The organism is Streptomyces sp. NPDC005805 (assembly GCF_040630445.1).
Taxonomy (GTDB): Bacteria; Actinomycetota; Actinomycetes; order Streptomycetales; family Streptomycetaceae; genus Streptomyces.
Genome location: NZ_JBEXXN010000015.1, coordinates 1 through 19,937, shown reverse-complemented (window position 1 = coordinate 19,937; position 19,937 = coordinate 1). Strand labels below are relative to the sequence as shown.

Annotated in this window: 12 protein-coding genes; 4 read left to right on the top strand and 8 right to left on the bottom strand. The window is 76.3% G+C overall.

Translation table 11 applies throughout. The features are described 5' to 3' along the window. The first annotated feature begins 885 nt into the window (after window positions 1-885). Window positions 886-3,951, top strand: a complete 3,066-nt coding sequence (locus ABZ457_RS11120; RefSeq protein WP_359156329.1) for a bifunctional [glutamine synthetase] adenylyltransferase/[glutamine synthetase]-adenylyl-L-tyrosine phosphorylase — start codon at window positions 886-888, stop codon at window positions 3,949-3,951. Between the two features lie 32 nt (window positions 3,952-3,983). Here ABZ457_RS11120 and ABZ457_RS11115 read toward each other — a convergent pair whose 3' ends face one another. The 3 genes from ABZ457_RS11115 to ABZ457_RS11105 all read right to left on the bottom strand — a co-directional run bounded on the left by ABZ457_RS11115 (window position 3,984) and on the right by ABZ457_RS11105 (window position 6,882). Then, the gene (locus tag ABZ457_RS11115) at window positions 3,984-4,673 is read right to left on the bottom strand and encodes an NAD(P)-binding domain-containing protein (protein WP_359156327.1); all 690 of its coding nucleotides are present in this window, start codon (window positions 4,671-4,673) and stop codon (window positions 3,984-3,986) included. Between the two features lie 134 nt (window positions 4,674-4,807). Then, complete coding sequence (locus tag ABZ457_RS11110) at window positions 4,808-5,710, bottom strand: phosphatase PAP2 family protein (protein ID WP_359156325.1); 903 nt, start codon at window positions 5,708-5,710, stop codon at window positions 4,808-4,810. 74 nt (window positions 5,711-5,784) lie between these two features. After that, entirely contained in the window at window positions 5,785-6,882 is a 1,098-nt protein-coding gene (locus ABZ457_RS11105; protein ID WP_359156323.1) for a LacI family DNA-binding transcriptional regulator, read from the bottom strand. A gap of 273 nt (window positions 6,883-7,155) precedes the next feature. Here ABZ457_RS11105 and ABZ457_RS11100 point away from each other — a divergent pair, with 273 nt between their 5' ends. Beyond that, window positions 7,156-7,992: a hypothetical protein gene (locus ABZ457_RS11100; RefSeq protein ID WP_359156321.1), complete on the top strand. Its 837-nt coding sequence runs from the start codon at window positions 7,156-7,158 to the stop codon at window positions 7,990-7,992. 72 nt (window positions 7,993-8,064) lie between these two features. Beyond that, the gene (locus ABZ457_RS11095) at window positions 8,065-10,233 is read left to right on the top strand and encodes a bifunctional serine/threonine-protein kinase/ABC transporter substrate-binding protein (RefSeq protein WP_359156513.1); all 2,169 of its coding nucleotides are present in this window, start codon (window positions 8,065-8,067) and stop codon (window positions 10,231-10,233) included. A gap of 27 nt (window positions 10,234-10,260) precedes the next feature. On the opposite strand, the gene ABZ457_RS11090 is transcribed toward ABZ457_RS11095, so the two are convergent. From ABZ457_RS11090 to ABZ457_RS11070, 5 genes are all read right to left on the bottom strand, one after another. Further along, window positions 10,261-10,986, bottom strand: a complete 726-nt coding sequence (locus ABZ457_RS11090) for a TetR/AcrR family transcriptional regulator (RefSeq protein WP_359156319.1) — start codon at window positions 10,984-10,986, stop codon at window positions 10,261-10,263. Between the two features lie 95 nt (window positions 10,987-11,081). Then, window positions 11,082-12,209, bottom strand: coding sequence for a PDR/VanB family oxidoreductase (locus tag ABZ457_RS11085; protein ID WP_359156317.1), 1,128 nt, complete (start codon window positions 12,207-12,209; stop codon window positions 11,082-11,084). Window position 12,210: 1 nt separating this feature from the next. Further along, complete coding sequence (locus ABZ457_RS11080; protein WP_359156315.1) at window positions 12,211-13,095, bottom strand: metal-dependent hydrolase; 885 nt, start codon at window positions 13,093-13,095, stop codon at window positions 12,211-12,213. A gap of 167 nt (window positions 13,096-13,262) precedes the next feature. Further along, window positions 13,263-15,149 (bottom strand): hypothetical protein, encoded by a 1,887-nt coding sequence (locus ABZ457_RS11075; protein WP_359156313.1) that lies wholly within the window; start codon window positions 15,147-15,149, stop codon window positions 13,263-13,265. A 700-nt stretch (window positions 15,150-15,849) separates the two neighbouring features. Then, the gene (locus ABZ457_RS11070) at window positions 15,850-18,960 is read right to left on the bottom strand and encodes an alpha-N-acetylglucosaminidase TIM-barrel domain-containing protein (protein ID WP_359156311.1); all 3,111 of its coding nucleotides are present in this window, start codon (window positions 18,958-18,960) and stop codon (window positions 15,850-15,852) included. Window positions 18,961-19,064: 104 nt separating this feature from the next. Here ABZ457_RS11070 and ABZ457_RS11065 point away from each other — a divergent pair, with 104 nt between their 5' ends. Beyond that, on the top strand, window positions 19,065-19,625 hold the full coding sequence (locus ABZ457_RS11065) for a hypothetical protein (RefSeq protein ID WP_359156309.1): 561 nt from the start codon (window positions 19,065-19,067) through the stop codon (window positions 19,623-19,625). Window positions 19,626-19,937 lie beyond the last annotated feature (312 nt).

Sequence of the window (19,937 nt, the reverse complement as noted above, 5' to 3'; positions counted from 1 at the left end):
GATGCGGTTCAGTGGGGCGTCCATGCCAGGAACATGGCGAATGTCACGCGGGCGCGAGCGCGGGCGCGGGGCGCCCCGCGCCCGGCAGCGGGGCCGCCCGGCGGGCCCGGGCCCCGGTCCGCGCTGCGGGGGTTGCCGTGGCGCCCCGGGCCTGGGCCCAGGGGCCGCTGGGGCACGGCGGGCAGGAGCCCTCCCGCGCCCCGGGCCGGATCGTGCCGTTCCGGGGGACGCGGGGAGGCCGTCCTCGTCCGGAGAGGCCCCGGGGCCACCCGCCCGGGGGTTCGCTGGGGCACGGCGGGTGGGTGCCCCTGCCGGGCCCCCGGCGGGATCGTGCCGTTCCGGCGGGTCGCGGAGCCCGTCCTCGCCCGCAGAGGCCACCCGCCCGGGGCCCGGGCCCTGCCGCGCCCGGCCCCGGTGTGCGCCGGGGGCGGCGGTTGCGGTGGCGCCGCCCGCTGACGCGTGTCCCGGCGGGGCCCTGCCCCCGGCCCCGCCGGGCCCGCCGGATCGTGCCGTCCCGGCGGGCCCGGTCCCAGGACCCGGGCCCCGGGCCCGCCCCGCCCCGGGCCCGCCCCGCCCCGGGCCCGCCCCGCCCCGGGGCGGGGCCACCCCGCCTGGCTGCGGGCGCGGGGGTTGCCGCGGAGACGTCCGCTGTCGCGCGTCCGGCGGCGCGCTGCCCTGCCCGGGACGGCCGGATCGTGCCGTCCCGGCGGGGCGCGGACCGGGACCCCGTCCCGCCCGGCCCGGGGCGGTGACCCCGCCACACCCCGTCGTCCCGGCGGGTCGTCGCCGGGAGGCGGGGGCTAGGCTCGAACTGGCGGCATGATCGGCGGGGCCGGGCGGGCCCGTTCGGTCGTGGGTGGGTCACCGTGAGGACGGGAGAGCGGGATGACGGCGGTGCCGGGGCGCAGAAGCAGCACCTTCACGCGACTTCTGCGGCACGGATTCACCGACCCGTCCGCCGCCGAGCGGCTGCTCGATCTGCCCGCCGTGGCCGCCGTCCGCGGTGACCCCGTCCTTCTCGACGCCCTCGGCGGCACCGCCGACCCCGATCTCGCGCTGCGGTCCCTGGTCCGGATCGCCGAGGCCCACGAGGAGGAGGACGCGCGGCGCCGGTTCCTGGACACCCTCGTGGCCGCCAAGCCCCTGCGGGACCGGCTCCTCGGGGTGCTCGGCGCGTCCGAGGCGCTCGGGGACCACCTGGTGCGGCACCCGGACGACTGGCAGGCGCTCTTCACCTACGAGTCGGCCGACCTGCACCCGGGCGTCGCCGAGTTCGAGCGCGGCCTCGCCGAGGCGGACGACCCCGTCTCGCTGCGGGTCGCCTACCGGCGCTGCCTCCTCGCCATCGCCGCCCGGGACGTGTGCGGCACCACCGACGTCGCCGAGACCGCCGCCGAACTGGCCGACCTCGCCACCGCGACCCTGCGCGCCGCGCTCGCCATCGCCCGTACCGCCGCGCCCGAGGACGCCGCCGCCTGCCGGCTGGCCGTGATCGCGATGGGCAAGTGCGGCGGCCACGAGCTGAACTACGTCTCCGACGTGGACGTGATCTTCGTCGCCGAGCCGGCCAACGGCACCCACGGCGGCGGCCCCGCGACCGGCACCTCCGCGACCGGCACCCAAGGCCCCCACGCCACCGACGGCGTCCCCGACGAGGCCAAGGCCCTCCAGGCCGCCCCCCGGCTCGCCTCCCATCTGATGCGGATCTGCTCGGAGACCACCGTCGAGGGCACCATCTGGCCCGTCGACGCCAACCTCCGCCCCGAGGGCCGCAACGGCCCCCTGGTGCGCACCCTCTCCAGCCATCTCGCCTACTACCAGCGCTGGGCCAAGACCTGGGAGTTCCAGGCCCTGCTGAAGGCCCGGCCGGTCGCGGGGGACCCCGCGCTCGGCGAGGAGTACATCGACGCCGTCGCCCCCCTGGTCTGGGGGGCCGCCGAGCGGGAGAACTTCGTCCCCGACGTGCAGAGCATGCGCCGCCGCGTCGTCGACAACATCCCCGCCGCCGAGATAGACCGCGAGCTCAAGCTCGGCCCGGGCGGGCTGCGGGACGTCGAGTTCGCCGTCCAGCTCCTCCAGCTGGTGCACGGCCGCAGCGACGCGACCCTGCACAGCGGGAAGACCCTGGACGCCCTCCAGGCCCTGGCCGCCGGCGGCTACGTCGGCCGCGCGGACGCCGCCCAGCTCGACGACGCCTACCGCTTCCTGCGCGCCATGGAGCACCGCATCCAGCTCTACCGGCTGCGCCGCACCCACCTCGTGCCCGAGGACGAGGCCGATCTGCGCCGCCTCGGCCGCTCGCTGGGCCTGCGTACCGACCCGGTCGCCGAGCTGAACCGCGAGTGGCGCCGGCACGCCTCCGTGGTCCGCCGGCTGCACGAGAAGCTGTTCTACCGGCCGCTGCTGGACGCCGTCGCCCAGCTCGCCCCCGGCGAGACCCGGCTCAGCGCCAAGGCCGCCGGCCAGCGCCTGGAGGCCCTCGGCTACGCGGACCCGGCCGCCGCCCTGCGGCACCTGGAGGCCCTGTCCTCGGGCGTCAGCCGCAAGGCCGCCATCCAGCGGACCCTGCTGCCGGTGCTGCTGGGCTGGTTCGCGGACTCCGCCGACCCGGACGCGGGCCTCCTCGGCTTCCGCAAGGTCTCCGACGCCCTCGGCCAGACCCCCTGGTACCTGCGGCTGCTGCGGGACGAGGGCGCGGCCGCCGAGAACCTGGCCCGGGTCCTGTCCGCCGGCCGGCTCGCCCCCGACCTGCTGCTGCGCGCCCCCGAGGCGGTCGCTATCCTCGGCGACCCGGAGGGCCTGAAGCCGCGCGGCCGGGAGCACCTGGAGCAGGAGGTGCTGGCCGCGGTGAAGCGGGCCGACACCGCCGAGGCCGCGGTCGCCGCCGCGCGCGGGGTCCGCCGGCGGGAGCTGTTCCGTACCGCCGCGGGCGATCTGATCGGCTCCTACGGCACCGAGGACAGCCCGGCCGAGGCCGACCCGGGGGCCCTGGTGGACCGGGTCGGCACCGCCGTCACCGATCTGACGGCGGCCACCCTCGCGGGCGCCCTGCGGGCCGCCGTCGCGAACGGCTGGGGCGAGACCCTGCCGACCCGGTTCGCGGTCATCGGCATGGGCCGCTTCGGCGGCGGGGAGCTGGCCTACGGCTCCGACGCGGACGTCCTCTTCGTGCACGAGCCGCGCGAGGGCGTGGACGAGCAGGAGGCGGCCCGCGCGGCGAACACCGTCGTCGCCGAGATGCGGCGGCTGCTCCAGCTCCCGACCGCCGACCCGCCGCTGCTGATCGACGCCGACCTGCGCCCCGAGGGCAAGAGCGGCCCGCTGGTGCGCACCCTCGCCTCCTACGCGGCCTACTACCGCCGCTGGTCGCTGGTCTGGGAGAGCCAGGCACTGCTGCGGGCCCGGCACATGGCGGGGGACGCGGACCTCGGGGCCCGCTTCCTCGACCTCGCCGACCCGCTGCGCTATCCGGCGGAGGGCCTGGGCGAGGACGCGGTGCGCGAGATCCGCCGCCTGAAGGCGCGCATGGAGTCCGAGCGCCTGCCGCGCGGCGCCGACCCGACCCTGCACACCAAGCTGGGGCGCGGCGGGCTCAGCGACGTCGAGTGGACGGTCCAGCTCCTCCAGATGCGGCACGGCTGGGCCGAGCCCGGTCTGCGCACCACCCGCACCCGGGAGGCCCTGGCCGCCGCGCAGGCCGCCGGGCTGATCGCCACCGAGGACGCGGCCGTCCTGGACGAGGCGTGGGTGCTGGCCACCCGGGTGCGGAACGCGGTGATGCTGGTGCGCGGCCGGGCCGGGGACACCTTCCCCTCGGACGGCCGGGAGCTGGGCGCCGTGGGCCGTTACCTGGGCTACGGCCCGGGGCGGGTCGGGGACATGCTGGACGACTACCGCCGGGTCACCCGCCGGGCACGCGCCGTGGTCGAGGAGCTGTTCTACGGCGCGTGAGACCCCGGCGGCGACGACGGAGGGGAGGCGCCCTACCGGGTCGCGGCCGGCGGGACCACGCGGATGCCGAAGCCGTAGTCGCCCAGCGCCTCGGCCACGCCCATGAAGAGCAGGCTGAAGTGCTCCTGCCCGCGCGCGGTGCCGATGCCGCCCAGGTCGAGCAGGGAGCCGTCCGGCCAGCCGAGGTCGCGCAGCAGCCCGCGGACCGTCTCCTTGGCGCCGGTGTCCTCGCCGGAGAGGAACAGGGTGCTCGGGCCCTCCAGGGAGTCCGGCGCCACCATCAGGTTGCGGTCCACCGTGCAGAGGGTCTTGACCACCCGGGCCCGGGGGAAGGTCCGCTGGATCTCCTCGCCCAGGCTCTCCCCGGGGTGGGAGAGCGAGAAGTCCTCCGTGAAGCCCACCGCGACGTCCAGCAGCACCCGGTCCGCCAGCGCCGCCTCACCGATCGCGGACAGCAGCTCCACCGAGACCGTGCCGGGGGTCGCGTTGACCACCACGTCCGCACCGGTCACGGCCGCCGCCGAGTCCACCAGGGTCACCCTCTCGCCCGCCTCCCGGGCCGCCAGGGCGCGGACCTCCGGGTCGCCGGGCCGGCGGGAGCCGAGGAGGACCGTGTGGCCCGCCTTGGCCCAGGCGCGTGCGAGGGTGCGTCCGACCGTCCCCGTGCCGAGGATGCCGAGGGTTTTGACCGTGGTCCTGACCGTGCGTGGTGTCGTCGTCATACCCGTGACGCTACGGACGCCCGCCGGCCCGCCGCCTCGGGCGCGGGACGCAACCCGGCTGCGCCGGAAGCCCTACGCCGCCGGGCGGACGGCCCCGCGCCCGGACTCGGACATCAGGACCCAGGACGCGGGACTCAGGACCGGAAGCGGGCCAGCTTCGCCGCGAGGGCGCCGCGCGGGCGCTGCGCCGACTCGTCGACCAGCCGCGGCAGCCGGTGGGGGAGCGCCCGGTACCAGGCCCAGGAGACCGCGAAGCCGAAGGCCAGGCAGATCATGCCGCCGACCGCGTCCAGCCAGAAGTGGTTCGCCGTCGCCACGATGACGACCAGGGTCAGCGTCGGGTACAGCACGCCGAGGACCCGCACCCACGGCACCGTCGCCAGCGCGCAGATGACGATGCCGGACCAGAGCGACCAGCCGATGTGCATGGACGGCATCGCCGCGTACTGGTTGGACATGTTCTTGAGGTTGCCGGAGGCCATCGAGCCCCAGGTCTCGTGGACGAGGACGGTGTCGATGAAGTTCTGCCCGTTCATCAGCCGAGGGGGCGCGAGCGGATACAGGTAGTAACCGACCAGTGCCACACCGGTGGTGGCGAACAGCACCAGCCGTGTCGCCGCGTAACGGCCCGGATGCCATCGGTACAGCCACACCAGCACACCGATGGTGACCACGAAGTGGAGGGTGGCGTAGTAGTAGTTCATCGACACGATCAGCCATGTCACCGAGTTCACGGCGTGGTTGACCGACTCCTCGACCGCTATACCGAGGGTCTGCTCCGCCTGCCAGATCCAGTCCGCGTTCCGCAGGGCCTCGGCCTTCTGCTCGGGGACCGCGTTGCGGATGAGGGAGTACGTCCAGTAACTCACCGCGATGAGCAGGATCTCGAACCAGATCCGCGGACGGCGGGGGGAGCGGGGGCCGCGGGCGCGGGGAGCGCCCGTGTCCGGGGCAGCGCTCGCGGCGGCCTCGTCGTCCACGATGGGTGACGGGGTCGCTGTTCGGCTGTCCAGAGTCTTCACAGTCGCTTCACCCATGGGACGAGAGTTTGCCAGAAACACGGCCCACCCTGATCATCCCTCGGTCGGGTCCCGGCCGCACCCGCTCCACCTTAGGGACGAGGTACCTCCCGGGGATGCGGCAGGGTCGCCGTTCGGGGCGCGGAGGCGGTTGAACCGCGGACGACCAGCTCGGGCATGAAGACGAACTCGCCGTGCACCGGGGCCCGGCGCCCGTCGCTGCCGTCGCCCGCCGAGTGCACGTCCCCGATCTCCTCCAGCAGCGCGCGGACGGCCGCCTGGCCCATCGCCGGTACCGGTTTGCGCACGGTCGTGAGCGGAGGGTCGGTGAACGCGATCAGCGGGGAGTCGTCGAAGCCGACGACGGAGACGTCCCCCGGTACGTCCAGGCCGCGCTGCCGCGCCGCCCGGATCGCGCCCAACGCCATCATGTCGCTCGCGCAGACAACGGCCGTGCAGCCGCGGTCCATCAGCGCCGAGGCGGCCGCCTGCCCGCCCTCCAGGGTGTAGAGGGAGTGCTGCACCAGCTCGTCCTCGACCGCGTCCGCCGGGCCGCCGAGCTGGTCCCGCACCGCCCGCGCGAACCCCTCGATCTTCCGCTGTACGGGGACGAAACGCCGTGGCCCGACGGCCAGTCCGATCCGGCTGTGGCCGAGGGAGACCAGATGCGTCACCGCGAGCTGCATCGCCCCCCGGTCGTCCGGGGAGATGAACGGCGCCCGCACATACGGCGAGAAGCCGTCCACCAGGACGAACGGGACGCCCTGGGCGCGCAGCCGCTCGTAGCGGTCGGTGTCCGCGTTGGTGTCGGCGTGCAGACCGGAGGCGAAGATGATGCCCGAAACGCCCCGCTCCACCAGCATTTCGGTGAGTTCGTCCTCGGTGGAGCCGCCCGGGGTCTGGGTGGCCAGCACCGGTGTGTAGCCCTGCCGGGTCAGCGCCTGCCCGATCACCTGGGCGAGCGCCGGGAAGATCGGGTTCTCCAGCTCGGGCGTGATCAGGCCGACCAGCCCCGCGCTGCGGCGGCGCAGCCGCACGGGCCGTTCGTAGCCGAGGACGTCGAGAGCGGCGAGGACGGACTGGCGGGTGGTCGCGGCGACTCCGGGCTTCCCGTTGAGAACCCGGCTCACCGTCGCTTCGCTGACCCCCGCCTGGGCGGCTATGTCGGCCAGGCGTGCGGGTGCGGTCACGGATTGGACTGTACCGGTCGCACCCGCGTCTGCACACACCGCCACCGCACCGCCACCGGCTGCGCCCGTGGAGTGCCCGGGGCCGGCCGGCGGAACCGCGCAAGGTGCGAAACACGTGCCACGGGCGAGTGGTTCACCGGGTGCCGGCATGAGTATCCGCACCCATGCGCCGCCCGCCCGGACCGCCTACGCTCGCCTCGCACCGACACCGCGGGGGCGGTACCGGCACGGGCCGGGGTGCAGTGAACGCGCAGTGAACCACAGGGGGATGCCATGTCCGGACAGCAGCCGGCGGCCCAGCGCCGCCGTACCGCCGCGCTCTGCGCGGCACTCGCCGCCACCGCCGTACTCACCGGCTGCGGCAAGGGCGACGGGGAGCGCACCACGGCGAAGGGCGGCGAGGGTTCGCCCTCCCCGACGGCCTCCGCCTCGCCGTCGCCGTCCGCCTCGCCGTCCCCCTCCACGGGGGCGCTGCCGGACGCCTACGACTTCACGCCCGATCCGGAGCGGGTCCCGAAGACCGCCGAGCGGGCCCGCGAACTCACCCGCAACGCCGCCCTGGAGCCCGCCGACTGGACGCCCGGGATGGTCCGCCACGACCCGTACGAGGTGGCCGGCAGCCGCCCGCTGCTGCCCGACTCCTGCACCTGGACGCGCACTCCGCTGCCCGACGGGATGCTCGACAGCTACACCCGGCGGATCGACCTGCCCGCCAAGGACGGCAAGGGCCGCGTCCAGGGCTCGCTCACCGTCACCGTGCACCGCACCGAGGCCCTGGCGGACCGGGAGATGAAGGACACCGTCCAGGAGAGCTTCCGCTGCCCGGTGCAGCAACTCGGCGGCGGGCAGCGGCTCGACGGCCTGATGTCCATGCACCTCGACCCGAAGGACGTCAAGAACGCCGACGCCACCCTCTTCGAGTCCGGCAAGTACACCGGCCCCGGCTCGGGCGGCCCGCAGCCCTATGTGTGGACCAAGTCCCGGATCGGCAGCGTCACCACGGCCGTCTCGGTCAAGGGCGCCAAGGGCCACACCGTCTCCGACCTGATCCGGCTCGCCGCCGAGGCGGGCGCCAAGCTGCTGTACCGCGTCGAGCTGGAACTGAAGTGACGGTGTCCCGGACGCCGTCAGTGACACCGTCGTCCCGAAGAGAGTCCGAAGCGAGCCCCTGACGTGAGCCAACTGCAACCCCTCGGACCGGGCGACCCCGCCCGCGTCGCCGGATACCGGGTCCTCGGCCGCCTCGGCGCGGGCGGCATGGGCGTGGTGCTGCTCGGGCGCTCCCCGGGCGGGGCGCTCGCCGCCATCAAGCTGATCCGCGCCGAGTACGCCGACGACGCCGCCTTCCGCGCCCGCTTCCGGCGCGAGGTGGCCATCGCCCGGCAGGTGCGCGACCGGTACGCGGTGCCCGTGGTGGACGCCGACACGGAGGCCGCCGCGCCGTGGCTGGCCACCGAGTTCGTGCCCGGCCCCTCCCTGTCGGAGGCCGTCGCGCACACCGGTCCGCTGCCCGAGCCGGGCGTCCGCGCGCTGGGCGCGATGCTCGCCGAGGCGCTGGACGCCGTGCACCGGGCGGGGATGGTGCACCGGGACGTCAAGCCGGGCAATGTGCTGCTCGCCCTCGACGGGCCCCGGCTCATCGACTTCGGCATCGCCCGCGCCCTCGACGACACCGTGCTCACCGCCACCGACATGGTCGTCGGCTCACCCGGCTTCCTCTCGCCCGAACAGGCCACCGGGGCCCGGGTCGGCCCGTCGAGCGACCTGTTCTCCCTCGGCTGCGTGCTGGTGTGGGCGGTGACCGGCACACGGCCGTTCGGCAGCGGGCCGGTGGACGCCGTGCTGTTCCGCACGGTCCACGACGAGCCCCGGCTCGACGGAGTCCCGGACGGGCTGCGCCCGCTGGTGGCCGCCTGCCTCGACAAGGACCCCGCCCGCCGGCCCACCGCCGCCGAACTGCGCGCCGCCTGGGCCGAGGACGCGGGCGGCGGCTGGCTGCCCGGCCCTGTCACCCATCTGATCGCCGAACGGTCCGCCCGGATGCTCGCCCTGCCGGACATCGAGGCGACCAGCGTCTCCCTCCCGGCCCCTGAACCGGCCACCGCCGGGGCCCCCGGCGCGACCGTGCCGGGTGGTGCCGTCCCGCCGCCCGGGCGGCGCCGGATGCTGACCTGGCTCGGCGCGGGGGCCGCCGTCGTCGCCACCGGCGGCGGCACCACGGCCTGGCTGCTGGGCCGCCGCGAGGACCGCACCACCGGCACGGGCGAGGGGGACGGCACCACCGCCGACCGGCCCGTGGTCCACCTCGGCCTCCAGGCCGACCTGAGCGGCCCCGGGCGGGCGGCGGGCCGCGCCCATGAACAGGGCATGCGCCTCGCCGTCGCGGAGCACAACGCCCGCGCGGACGAACCGTTCACCCTCCGGCTCACCGTCGCCGACGACCGGGGCGACACCGAAGGAGCGGTCGCGGCGGCCGAGAAGCTGATCGCGGACGAGTCCGTCGCCGCCGTCGTCGGCGCGACCGGCACGGACGCGGCGGGCGCCGTGCTGGGCCTCTACGACACGGCGGCGCTCACCCTGCTCAGCGCCCTGGACGGCGACACCCGCCACATCAACCGCGTCTTCCTGTGCGCCCGCCCCAGCAACGCGATGCAGATGTACCCGGTCTCCCAGTACCTGGGCCTGCACGACCTGGACGACATCGCCCTGGTCGACGACGAGACCGAGTACGGCCGCCAGGTCACCCGCTTCCTCGGCGAGGGACTGCGCGGCACCGGCGGCCGGAGCGTCCTCGCCGAGACCGTCCCCGAGGGCGCCGCCGACCTGGACGCACGGGCCCGCGCCCTGGTCGCGAAGAAGCCCGGGGCCGTGGTGCACGGCGGGGGAGCGGAGGCCGCCGCCGCGTTCGCGCGGGCCCTGGCGAAGGCCGGTTACCGGGGGCCGCGCATCGCCAGCCAGGCCGCGCACGAGGAGCGTTTCACCGCCTCGGCGGGCGGCGCGGCGGACGGCTGGCTGGTCGTCTCCACCGCCACCGACCCGCTCGCCGCGCCCGGCGCCCGGGAGTTCACCCGCGCCTTCCGCACCCGCCACGACGGCGACCCGCCCCCGCCGTTCGCCGCCGAGGCGTACGACCTGGTGGGCCTGGTCGCCGGCTGCGTACGGGACGCGGGCCGCGCGTCGGTCTCCCGGGGCGACCTGGTGCCGCTGCTGCGCCGGGCCCGGCACGAAGGCGTGTCCCGGAATTACGCCTTCGAACCGCAGAACGGCGGCTTCGTGGGCACCGGCGTCTCCTTCTACCGGGTCACCGGCGGCCGGTTCCGCTACCTGGGGACGGACGCGCGCAAGGTGTGAACCCGGGCGGGAGCCGGGGGTGCTGTTTCAGGAACCGGCGCGCTGGGCCGGGACCTTGAGGACCTCGGGCGCGAGCCGGGCCAGCCGCACCATCAGGTCCCCGAACGGGCCGTCGGCCGGCTCGTCCGCGAGCATGCCGACCAGGACGGCCGCCATCTCCGCGTCGTACGCGGCGCTCACCGCCGCCAGCGCCGCGAAGTCGTGCACCAGCTGCAACTCCAGCTCGGCGCGCGGCACCGCGCGCCCGTCCAGCCAGATCAGCGCCGTGGACTCGGCCAGCGACACCCAGGAGCGGACCACCAGCGCGAGCCGGGGAGACGGCTCGGCGACCCCGAGATGGGCCAGGATCTGCTCGTACGCGGCCTGCCGGACGTCGTCGATCATCGCGGTCGTGGTGGAGGAGCCGACCGCCGGGCCGCCCCGCATCAACGCCGAGAAACCCGGGCCGTGTTCGTCGACGAAGTCGAAGAACCGGCCCATCACGCGCAGCAGCCGCGCCCCGAGCGGGCCCTCGTGCGGCTCCTCGAACCGGGCGGCCAGCTCCTCGGCCGCCCGGCGCAGCGCCGCCTCGTACAGGCTCTGCTTGCCCGGGAAGTAGTGGTAGACGAGCGGCCGGGAGATCCCGGCGGCGGCCGCGATCTCGTCGATCGAGACCTCGTCGGGGGAGCGGTGGCTGAACAGCTCCAGCGCCACGCCGATGAGCTGTTGCCGGCGCTCCTCGACGCCCATCCTCCTGCGCACCCCGGTCGTCATACGAACACCCTACCGACTGACCGGAACGCGCCCGTCCCCGGAGCGCGCCCGCGCACCCCGGGGCAGCGCCCGTCCCCGGCCCGGACCGCGGCCCGTCACAGGTCCAGGACCAGCCGCTTCCCGTGGCAGCGGGAGACGCAGAGCAGCATCGCGTCCTTGCGCTCCTCCTCGCCGAGGAGTTCGTCACGGTGGTCGACCTCGCCGTCCAGGACCCGTTGGCGGCAGGTGCCGCAGAAGCCCTGCTCGCAGGAGTAGAGGACGTCCGGCAGGCGTTCGCGCACCGCGGCGAGCACCGACTGCCCGGCGGCCACCGGCACCACCGCGCCGGTGCGCCGGAGTTCGACCTCGAACGCCGTCCCCGGGTCCGCGGCGGCGGTCGCGGCCCCGGCGGCGAACCGTTCCAGCCGCAGGGTGCAGCCCGCCGGGAGGAGGTCCCCGACCGCCGCCATCAGCGGCGCGGGGCCGCAGGTGTGGACGGCGGTGCCGGGGGCGGTGCCGGCCAGGAAGGCGGCGAGATCGGGGAGACCGTCCTCGTCCTCGGGCACCACGAGCAGCCGCCCGCCGGGCCCCTCCGACCCGGCGGGCCGCGTGGGTCCGCCGGCCTGCGGGCGTCCGGCGGACCGTGCCAGTTCCGTGAGTTCGCCGAGGAAGGGCATCGAGGCGCGGGAACGCCCGCAGTACAGCAGCCGCCAGGGCAGGCCCGCGGCGGCGACCGCCCGGACCATCGGCAGGACGGGGGTGATGCCGATGCCGCCCGCGACGAAGAGATACCCGGGCGCGGGCGCCAGCGGGAAGCGGTTGCGCGGGCCCCGGATCTCCAGTTCGGTGCCCTCGGTGAGCTGTTCGTGCACCTCGCGGGAGCCGCCGCGCCCGTCCTCCACCCGTCGGACCGCGACCGTGTACACATCCGCCTCGGCCGGGTCGCCGCACAGCGAGTAGGGCCGTACCAGGCCCGAGGGGAGCACCAGGTCGATGTGCGCGCCGGGCTCCCAGGCGGGCAGCCCGGGGGCCTCCAGGCGGAGCCGGACGACCCCCTCGGCGGGCTCGGTGCGCGCGGTGACGACCGCGCGGCGCACGGGCGTACGCGGGCGGCCCTGCCCGGAGACGGGCGTCGCCAGCGCGGGCATCGGCCACAGCGGGGCCCGCCGGATACGGCGGCGGGCGGCCCGCCGGGCGAGCAGGGCCGCCCCGGCGACCAGGACGGCGGTGCGCAGTCGGGGCATCTCAGCGGCCCCCGCCCGCGCCGGGCGAGGTGGCCAGATAGGCCACGGCCTGCGCCGTGCTGCACTCCTGGGAGGGGTGGTAGGCGCGGCTGAGGTAGCGGGGGATGGACCGGATCATGTCCTCGGTGCGCGGCAGGACCCCGTGGCGGCCCGCCCGGTGGAACTGCCCGAAGCTCGCCCGGCCGTCGAGCAGGGTCGGGTCGTTCTCCATGAAGAAGCGCGCGCCGCGCTGCCACAGGAAGACCAGGGTGGAGAAGGCGACGGCCCAGGTGCGGACGCGCCGGCGGTAGCCGCCGTCCACGTGCATGAAGAGGTCGAAGGCGACCGAGCGGTGCTCGACCTCCTCGGCGCCGTGCCAGCGCAGCAGGTCCAGCATCACCGGGTCCGCGCCGCGCCGGTCCAGCTCCTCGGCGTTGAGGACCCAGTCGCCGAGGAAGGCGGTGTAGTGCTCGATCGCCGAGATCAGGGCGACCCGCTCCATCAGCCACCAGCGGCTCGCCCGGCCCGGCGGCAGGGTCCGGTCGCCGAGCAGCTTCTCGAACATCCAGTCCACCTGGGCGGTGTACGGCGTGGGGTCCAGACCGAGTTCGCGCAGATGCGGCAGGACGTCGTCGTGCGCCTGGGAGTGCATGGCCTCCTGGCCGATGAACCCGATGACGTCCTGGCGCAGCTGCTCGTCGCGGATGTACGGCAGCACCTGCCGGTAGACGTGCACGAACCAGCGCTCGCCCGCGGGCAGCAGCAGATGCAGGACGTTGACGGTGTGCGTGGCGAACGGGTCGCCCGGTATCCAGTGCAGGGGCGTGTCCGCCCACTCGAAGGAGACCTTGCGCGCCGTGAGCGTGGTCCGCTCCGAAGCCACCGGCCGGGGCTGCGTGTTAGACATGGCGTCAATGTACTGAGGAGTACGCCGGGGTGACAGGGGTCTGCGCGGACTTCCTGACGGGCGGGGCGTATACCGCAGGGGCGCGCACTGCGGGGGCGGTCGCCGGGGCGGGCGTGTCCCCGGGGCGCGTGTGCCGTGCCGTCCCGTGGAGTGCCGTGCGCGCCGGGTCAGCGCAGGGCGCCCTCCCGCGTCCCGTCCGCCAACTCCCCGTCCAGCCCGGCCCGGGCGCCCTCCCGCGCCCGCACCGCGAGGGTGGGCCCCTCGCCCTCGCCCGTCACCCCGCCGGACAGCCTCAGCGAACGGTACGGGCCCCCGCCCGCGGCCAGGGCGTACCACTGGCCCGCCTGCGACTGCCAGAGCACCCCCGCCAGCACCCGCGGCCGGCGCACCCCGCACGCCGGGGTGCCCTGCGCGCGGGCCACCACCGTGGCCGGGGCGGCGGGCCGGGCGGGCGGCGGCAGGAACTGAGCCATGACCCGGTTGCCCGGGCCCCGCCAGGTCTCGCCCCGGGTGCACAGCCACACGGCCGTCCCGTTCGCCTCGGGCAGCCGCTGACGCGCGTACGCCCAGCCGTTGACCTCCCGCACCCCGTGCGAACGCAGCGCGGTCAGCGAGCACGCGGCCCGGGCCCAGACGGCGCGGGCCGCCGTCCCGTCCGCGTCCCGTGCCGCGTCGGGCGGGCCGAAGGTCAGCCGCGCCGGGGCGAGTTCGCCGAGATCGGTCAGGAGCCGGGTGGCGCCGTCCGCGTCCTCGACGCGCAGGGTCTCCCACACCTCGCAGGAGTCCTCCCGGCCGACGGTGCGCAGCGGCTCCGTCACATCGGCGCTGTCCCGGCCGAGCGGGCGCGGCCGGGCGTCCGGGTCGAGCAGGTCCCGTACGGACACCTCCCGCACCCAGGGCGCGGTCAGATAGCGCACCGAGCCGCCGGTCCGGCCCGCGACCAGGGCCGCCGCCGAGGCCGCGTCCGCGCCGTCCGTGCGGGCGAAGTCCAGGGCGGACGCGCCGCCGGGCCGCAGGGACTCCGCGTACCGCACGATCCGCAGCCCGTCGTGGAGCAGCACCACCCGCGCGCGGCCGACCTCCCCGGCGAACAGGAGCTGCGCGGGCCCGGCGGGCGGGCCGGACGGGGTGCCGGGGGTGGCCGAGACGGTGATCCCGCCGGACGGCTCCGCCCACATCGCCAGCGCCCGGCCCAGCAGCGCGGTGTCCTCCGTGAGCGTGCCGCGCACCGGCCACACCGAGAAGTCCCGCCGGGTGGACGCCTCCCAGGCCGACGCGGAGACTCGTGTCAGCGACTCGGGGGTCAGCGCCCGCGCCGCGTCGTCCGGGCGGCCGTCGCCGCCGGTGCCGGGCAGGGCGAGCAGGGTCCCGCAGACGGCGAGCGCCGCGAGGGCCGCCGCGCCGGCGCGCAGCCGCCGTCCCCGGCGATCCGGGTCGGGCGGGCGCACCTGGAGCGAGCAGGCGTCGAACCCGGAGGACAGGAACAGCTCCCCGGGCAGCTCCCGCGCGGGCACCGCGTCCGCCTCCGCGACCGCGGCGGCCGGGTCGGCGACCCCGGCGGCCGCGAGCAGGTCCCGTACCCGGGCGTCGTCCAGCCCTTCGAGGCCGCGCAGCACACACACCGCGCGCCCGGGGCCGGAGAGCTCCGACAGGCGCTGGTCCAGGGCGAGTTCACCGCTGCCGCCGGGCCGCGGGAACACCCGAAGCCCCCAGACGCGCGGCAGCGCGGACGGCAGCAGCCGCCCCCGCAGCGCCCCGCGCACCACCCGCGCCCGGGCGAGCGCGTACGCCGCGTCCACGGCCCCGCCCTCCTCCTCCGGCCGCCGCGCCCGCGGCACCCGGACCACCGCCTCCCGCCCACGCGGCAGCGCCCGCCGCGCCACGGCATGCGCGGCGAGCACCCGCCGACGCCGCCCGTACGACGCGGGCAGCAGCAGATAGGCGAGCCGCACCAACCGCGGATACTCCCCGCACACCCCGCTCGCGGCCACGGCACCGAAGCCCTCGACGACGGGTGAGGAGACGGTCGGGGAATCGGCCGGCTGTCGCTGCATGCCCTCAGAACGAGCCACGGGCCCGAGGGTCACCACCGGGCCGCCGCCGGGCCGGGCTCGGGCGCGCGCATCGGTCGGCGACCGCCTTGGCCCGCGTCCCCCCGACCGTGCACCGCCCCCGGCCGACGCCCCCGACCGTGCACCGCCACCGGCCGGCGGCCCCGGCCGAGCCCGGCTGGGCTGTCCCCGGGCCCCGGCCCGGGTACGAACCCACCCCCGCCGGGCCGCGGCACCGCTCCCGGGGGCCCCGCCCGCCCGGGGCCGAGCCCCGGGCCCGCCGGGCCGCTCCGGGGCCCGGCCGGGGGAGGTCCGGCAGTGGTCCGCAGGCTCCGCCCGGGTGGCCCGCGCGCGCCGCCCCGCTGCCCGGGCAGGTCCCGGTCTCGGCCCGGACCTGCCCGGGACCGTCGTCCGGGGTGCTCGGCAGAGCCGGCCCGCCCTCAGCGGCGCCCGCCCGGGGCCGAGCCCCGGGCCCGCCGGGCCGGTTCCTGTCCGAGACCGGGCCGGGGCCCGGAACCGGGCCCGGGGACCGCGCAGGGTCCGCCGCCTCGGGCAGGGGTGCAACCCGCCCGGCGGAGCGGCCTGCCGGGCCCGGCTCCACACGGGCACCGGGTGCGAGCCCCGCCCGCGAGCCCGGGACCCAAGGCGCCGGGCTCGCGGACGGGGTCCGCTGCGGCCGGAAGCGGGCCGCGCGCCCGCGCGGCTACGCCCCCGTCACCCCCCACCCGCTGAAGCGCGCCGTCCCGCGCGCACCCCCGCCGCCGTTGCCCGCCGACTGGAAGAGGCCCGCGTCCTGGACGGTCGACGCGCCGGGGACGGTCGCGGTGGCGACCGTGCGCCAGGTGGCGCCCGCGTCGGTGGAGAACGCGCCCGTGAAGGTGCCGGAGACGTTGCGGGTCAGGCGCAGCAGGACCGGGGCGCGGACGCCCGCGATCCGGCGCTGGGTGTCCAGGGAGCCGTCGCCGTTGGTGTCGTACGCCATCGCGACGCCCCGGCCCGGTGTCACCGCCAGGGTGACGAAACCGGTGGCGCCCGGCGCGGACAGGTCGTCGCGGACGGTGATCCCCGCCCGCGCCCATGCGCCGGTGTCGTCCTGCGCGTCCACCCGCAGCAGCACGCTCCCGCCCGGGCGCAGCGCCCCCGGCCGGTACGCGGTGCCGAACTCCACCGTGCCGCGCCACAGGTCCGCGCCGCCGCCGGCGATCGCGAAGCGGTCGCCGAGCTGCCCGAACACCGCCTCGTTGGAGGTGTACGTGCGCCAGCCCGCGTCCAGCGGTGCCGCCAGGTGCAGATCGCCCCGCCGGGTGACCGCCACCGGCTCCTCGCCCAGCGGGCCGTAGCGGGCGGTCAGCGCGTACGGCAGCGGCACCAGCGGCTCGGTCAGGTCCACCGCCGGGGCCGTGACCCGCCAGACCGCCTCGCCGCTGCCGCCCGCCGGGACCCCGTCCAGCCGCGCCGGGCCCTGCCGGTCGGTGTCCGGCCCGGTCAGCTCCAGCTCGACCGGGCCGGTGGCCCGCAGCCCGCTGAGGTTCCGGAAGGTGACCGTCACCCTGCCCGTACCGCCCGGTGTGAGCCCCGGCGGGTCGCAGCGCAGCGAGGCCGCGCCCTGGTACGGCGCGACGGCCAGCGCGTCGCGCACCCGCAGCGCCGTCCGGTACGCGTCCCCCGTCGCCCGCACCGGATACGGGGTGCGCTCCCGGGTCCACGCCTCCTCCGCCGGGTACCAGTCGAAGGACTTCGGCGCCCGCCCCTCCGCCAGCGCGTCCCCGTACTCCGTGAGGAACGCCTCCCACTGCGGCACATGGACGTCCTCCATCAGCCCCTGCCAGTCGCGGTTGGCGTAGTTGCTCAGCTCGTTCGCCGCCGCCCGGTCCGCCCAGGTGGTGACCAGCGCCCGCGCCGTGCGCTCCAGCTCCACCGCCTCCGACGTCGAGGTGGCCAGCCGCTTGGCGTCCTCCAGCCACGGCCCGAGCAGGAACTGCCGGTGGCAGCCCGCCGTCGTCCCGCTGAGCCGCATCAGCCGCAGCCACAGCGCCCCGATCGCCCGGAACGACTCCGCGTCCTTCTCCCGGTACGCGGCCCGCAGCGGCACCTGGAGGGTGCGCGAGCGGTTGGCGAGGGCCTGCCGCGCCACATCCGTGAGGTCGTGCCGGTACGCGTCCGAGTCCCGCAGCTCCGGCCGCACCCGCAGCAGCGCGTCCAGCGCCCGGTCGAAACCGGCCTGGTCGAAGGCGGTGTTGACCGCCGAACCCAGCGACGGCCGCCGCGAGAACAGCGAGTCGTGCGGCCGCCCGTCGCTGCTGGTCAGCCGGTACGCGGTGGCCGCCAGCGCCGCGAACGCCTCGCGCGCGGCCGGGTCCTCGCCGCCGTAGCGCACCTCCGCGTACGAGGCGAACCACGCCTCCCGGTCGATCGTCTCCTCGCGCCAGGCCAGCTCGCTGAAGAGCTCCAGCGCCGCCGGGTCCCGCTCCGCCGCCTCCGGCATGTACGCGGTGCCCACCAGGGCGCTGCCCGGCCGGTCCCGCCAGGCCGTGAACTTCGCCGTCCAGCGGTCGGTGTTGGCGCCGATCGTCGTCCGCCCGCCGAAGTTGGGGATGGTCCCGAACGCGTACGGCGCCCCGCCCCACTCGGTGTCCCGGTCGGTGACCGTGTCCAGGTCGGAGAGCCCGTCCACGATCAGCATCCGGGAGGTGTCCACGGAGTCCAGCAGCGCCGGGCGCGGGTTGGACTGCCAGCCCAGGATGACCCAGGTCGCCCCCGGCCGGGCCTCCTGGAGGGACCGCTCCACCGCGCGGGCCGCGTCCGGCACGGGCACGTCCCCGGCGGTGCCGCCCTCGTGGAGGAGGTCCATCTTGAAGTACGCGACCTCACCGAACAGCTCCTCCTGGTGCCGGTAGAAGGCCCGGCCGGCATCGGCGAAGGCGCGGGTGCGCGGGTCCAGCCAGTCGGGCCGGCGCAGCCCGTTCCAGGTGCCCTGCGGGACGACCCGGGCGTCGCTGTCCGGGTTGCGGGCCGCGAAGCCGTCCGGCACCGTCCCGAACCAGCCCGGCAGCACCGGCCGCATGCCCAGCTCCCGCAGCCGGTCGCAGATCCGCCGCGCCAGCTCGGTGCGCCGCTCCAGCAGCGCCGCCGACATCGGCCCGCCGTACTCGCTCATGTTCTGGAGCAGCCACCACGGCTGGTGCGAGGGCGCGGGCAGCCAGGTGCGCGCCTCGGTGTCCGAGTAGCCGAAGTCCCTGAGGAGCCGGTGGTAGACCGCCTCCTGGCCGGGCGTCACCAGGACCTCGTTGCAGCCGTGCAGCGCGAGCACGTCGATCAGCCGCTCCCAGCGCGCCCAGTCGGCGTAGGGGGCGGTGTAGCCGTCGTGGGTGTCGTTGTACGCGAACCGGTGCGGGACGGTCGCCGTACGCTCCAGCGGGGTGGCCGGGGCCGGCAGCACGGCGGGCAGGTCGAGCTGGGAGCCGGACCACGAGATGTGCGCCCGGCAGACGTACTTGAGGTACCAGTGGACGCCGGTGAGCAGCACGGCCGCGTCGGTCCCCGCGACCTGGATCCGCCCGGCCGTGCCGGTGACCCGGAACCGCTCGGGCCCGGTCAGGGCGCGCAGCGCGAACTGGTGGGCGTGCCGTGGCAGCAGGCGCTCCAGCGCGGCCCGGGCGGGCGCGAGGGTGTCGGCCCGGCCCCCGCCGGGCGGGGGCGGCGGCGGTGCCGCGAGGGCGGGGGAGGCGGCCGCCGCACCGGGGGCGGCGAGCACCGCACCCGCCCCGGCCAGTCCGGCGGCGCCCAGCAGGGTACGTCTCGACAGCTCGGCCATATCCCGTTCCTCCGTGGTGCGGCGGGGACTCCTGGTGCGTGCGGGAGCGCACGTTACTCGCGGTTCACTCCCCGAACGGGGACCTGTGGGGGCACCATGGCCGGATGCGGACGACCACGAACACGAGTACGGCACGGGTGGCCCGGACAGGACTGGCGGTTGCGGCCCTGGTCCTCGCGGCTGCCTGCTCATCGGGTGAAAAGAACAACGGGCGTGTCGCGGACGCGCCCGAGGCGGCCACCGGGAGCCTGGAGGAGATAGCGAAGCGGGCCGACTGCGAGCCCAACATCCAGACGGACGCGGCCGAGCTGCGGCAGGCGAACTGCGCGACCAAGGACGGCCGCTACATCCTGACGACCTTCGCCACGGACCGCGGCCAGCGCGAGTGGATCAACGAGGCGAACGACTACGGCGGTGTGTACCTGGTCGGCCGGAAGTGGGTCGCGAGCGGCGACGAGAAGGTGGTCGCCGCGCTGCGGGAGCGCCTGGGCGGCGAGGTCGAGACGGGCACGGACCACGGCGCGCACACGGACGGGCCGGGCAAGGGCGGCTCGGACGGCGGCCAGGACCAGGACCACGAGGAGCACAAGGACCACGACGAGGATCACAAGGGGCACGGGGAGAAGTCGGAGGACCACGGGGAGCACGAGGGGCACGGGGGCTGACGCCCCGCCCCCCGCTCACGGTCCCGGGCCGGCCGGCCCGGGACCGTGGCGGCACCCGTCCGCGTTCCGTCCGTCCGCACGCACACCGGGGCCGGGACCGGCTGGAGGAGTCCAGCCGGTCCCGGCCCCGGCGCGTCCCGCGGGTTACCGGTGGTGGGGTGTCACCGGCACCTGCGGTTGCCGTTGATGCAGTTGACCATCTTGTTCATGAGCCTCGCGTCGAAGACGTTGATGAAGTCGCCGTGGTCGGTGACGGGTTTGTGGAGTTGTTCGGGGAAGGAGTCGACGGCGAAGACGACGGGGTTGTCGCCG